Raw genomic sequence first — 3,165 nt, 5'->3', positions numbered from 1 at the left:
GCCCAGCCTCGTGGCGTTGCCCCAGGGCGCCCGCGCGCCGCCCCAGGCCGAGAACGCGACGGCGCTCCCGCGGCCGTAGGTCAGCTCGGCGCCGTCGAGGGTCAAGGCGGCCACGCCGGCCTGCAGGAACTGGCGGCCCAGGCGCGCGCGCAGACGCGGCCCGAGCCGGGCCTCGAGGTACCCGGTCGAGAGGCGCGACCTGTCGCGACTCGTCCAGGCGTCGGCCGGCGCGGTCGCGTAGCGGCCGGACGCGCGCAGCGAGAGCCGGCCCCCGGCCAGGCCCGAGGCGCCGCCCGCGAACTCCTGGTAGAAGTCGACGTGGTCCGTCTCGGCGCCGGCCGGGTCGGCGGTCTGGTAGGCGTACCCTGTGCTGCGCAGCGACAGGTTCCAGGCGGGGGCGAGGGGCGCGAGCGGCGGATCGCCGGCCCGGACCGGTCCGATCCCGGCGGCCAGCGCGAGGATCAAGACGAGCGCAGGGATCGGGCCGGTGCAGGCTGCACGGATGTCGCGATCTCGGCATTCCATGGCGAACGTTGACCTCGCCGTTGCGCAGGAGGGGGGCGGTCCGGCCGCGTGCCGTCGCCATCGTTGCATTTCAAGGGACTTGTCGATTATCGGACTTCGCAGGTGCAGATGCCATACCATTTTGATACGGAAGATTCTTTTGTAGTGAATTTCTCACGGTGACCTGGATCACAGACAGCGCGCCATTCAACTCCGACTATATTGCTATTCTTTCAGCGGGCGCCCCCGCCGCCGCCCAGCATCCGAACGCCAGCCCGGGAGGCCGACGTGCGCAGATCCCCCACCCTGTCGACTTGCCTGTTCCTGTTGATCGCGGCCGCCGCCGCGGCTCAGCCCCTGCCGATCCTCGAACAGGGCCTGCTGCCCGGCGACGCCGCGGTGTCGGCGGCCACGGGCAGCCAGCAGGACCACGATGCCGCCCGGGGCGGCGACATGACCCTGGTCGTCTGGTCGGACTTCCGCGGGCAGGAGGTCGGCGGCGGGACGGAGCAGAGCGGCGGCGACGTCTTCGGGATCCGCCTCGACGCGCAGGGCGCGCCGCTCGACGCCTCGCCGATCCTGATCGCCGGCGGCATGGGCCTGCAGGACCGCCCGTTCATCGCCTGGAACGGGGAGGCCTGGCTGGTCGTGTTCCGCTCCCAGGATCCGGTGGGCGGCTACTTCGAGTACCGCACGCGCGCGGTGCGCGTCTCGGCGCAAGGCCAGGTGCTCGACGCGACGCCCATCACCTTCCCGGCGACGCAGTTCGAGCCCAACGACATCGGCCTGAACGTGGCCGGGCAGGGCGGGCAGTGGCTCGTCACGCGCTGCATCTACCACAACGACGGCTACGGCACCTACCTGGCCGGCCAGCGCATCGACACCGCCGGCCAGCTGCTGGACCCCACGCCGATCGTGATCATGGACTGGGTGTACGGGCCCACCAAGGCGGTCGTCGCCGACGGCGAGTACCTGGTCATCGGGCCCGACTGGTCCGACGGCGGCACGCTCAAGGCGCGGCGCGTGGGTTTGGACGCGCAGCCGTTCGGCGCCTCGTTCACCGTGCCGGGCATGACCATCGCCGGCAGCGGCAGCGAGTACTACGTCTCGTGGATCGTGGACTTCGGGACCCTGCTCGGCTCGCGCATGACGCTCGACGGCACGCTGCTGACGCCCGCGGGCACGGGGCTCGTGTCGGGCTTCACGCAGTACGACCACTCCACGCTGGCCCACGACGGCACCCAGTGGTGGCTGGAGTGGGGCATCTCGGACATCCTGCGCACCGTGCGCATCGACGCCGCCGGCAACGTGCTGGACCCGAACGGCGGCGTGCTGCTGCCGATCGTCATCGGCGGCAACGTCAACACGGCCTACGGACCGCTCATGACCGGCCGGGTCGGCGGCGGCGTGCACCTGTTCTGGTACGACCTGCGCGTCGCGCTGGGCTACGACACTAACGTCTTCAAGCTGCCCATCAGCGCGGGCAACGTGCCCGGCGCCGAGAGCAGCGTCTCGACCGGCACGCGCAGCCAGCGCACGCCCGACTTCGCGCAGGGACCCGGCGGCCAGACGGCGCTGGTCTTCGTCAGCGAGGCGGCCCACGACGACCGCGTGCTGCTGCACTTCCTGGACGCGGACGGGCAGCCGCTGTCCGCCGAACCGATCGAGGTCGCCGCGGCCGCGAGCATCGGCCAGACCGGGATCGCCTGGAACGGCGCGCTCTACCTGGTGACTTGGGACGACGGCACGCTCGGAGTGCGGGCGCGGCGGCTGCTGGCCGACGGCTCCTTCGTCGACCCCGAACCGTTCAACGTCATGCCGGGGTTCGACCCCGACGTCGAGGCCCTGGGCGAGGACTTCCTGATCGCCACGGCGCGCTACGCGACCTACCCGCAGTACATCGACACCTGGATGCGCATCGTCGACGGGCCGACCGGCGGCTTCCAGAACGCCGCCACGGTCATCGGCGGCGGCTACGTGAACGTGGGCCCGCGCGTGCGCCAGGACGGGTCGCGCTGGATCGTGACCTACCACAGCCACTGGACGCACGACAGCAGCAACTCGGACGCGGTCTACAACTTCGTGAACCCGAACGGCACCTTCACGTCGGCGGCCAACCCCGCGACGACTTCGGGCTCGGCCGGCACGCCGGACGTGGCCTTCTCGGGCCAGAAGTACCTGTTTGTGTGGCGGAACAACTCCCTGTCCAACGCCAACAACTACATCGCGGGCCGGATCATGAACGCCGACGGCACGTTCCCGGGCGGCAACTTCACGATCGCCGAGGCGCCGGGCCGCCAGCTGCGGCCGGTCGTGGGCTGGGACGGCGCGACCTTCGTGGTCGCCTGGGACGACCAGCGCCACCAGGACTCGTTCTTCGACGCGCGGACGGACGTCTACGGCGCCCGGGTCAGCGAGGCCGGCGCGGTGCTCGACCCGGCGGGCTTCCCGATCCAGGTCGGGGCCCAGGGCGACGCCACCGTCGCCATCCTGAGCCGCACCGACGGCGTCAGCCTGGTGGCTTGCGCCAGGTTCACGACGACGATGCCGTACGACTCCTACCGCATCGGTGTCTCCAAGCTGGGCACCAGCACGCTGACGACCGGCGTCGGCCCGCTGGCGCGGCCGCTGCTGCGCGGCAACGCGCCCAACCCGTTCAAC

Annotated in this window: 2 protein-coding genes; one reads left to right on the top strand and one right to left on the bottom strand. The window is 71.4% G+C overall.

Going from position 1 to position 3,165, the window contains the following annotated elements; translation table 11 throughout:
- Positions 1-465, bottom strand: a 465-nt coding sequence (locus Q7W29_13085) for a hypothetical protein (GenBank protein ID MDO9172754.1), incomplete at its 3' end; no start/stop codon positions are given.
- Positions 466-792: 327 nt separating this feature from the next.
- Between Q7W29_13085 and Q7W29_13080 the strand changes: the two genes are divergently transcribed.
- The coding region (locus tag Q7W29_13080; GenBank protein ID MDO9172753.1) for a hypothetical protein at positions 793-3,165 on the top strand (2,373 nt) is incomplete at its 3' end.

The sequence above is a fragment of the bacterium genome (assembly GCA_030654305.1).
Lineage (GTDB): Bacteria > Krumholzibacteriota > Krumholzibacteriia > LZORAL124-64-63 > LZORAL124-64-63 > PNOJ01.
The sequence above is the reverse complement of the archived record's forward strand: the minus strand, read 5'-3'. Positions and strand labels throughout refer to the sequence as shown.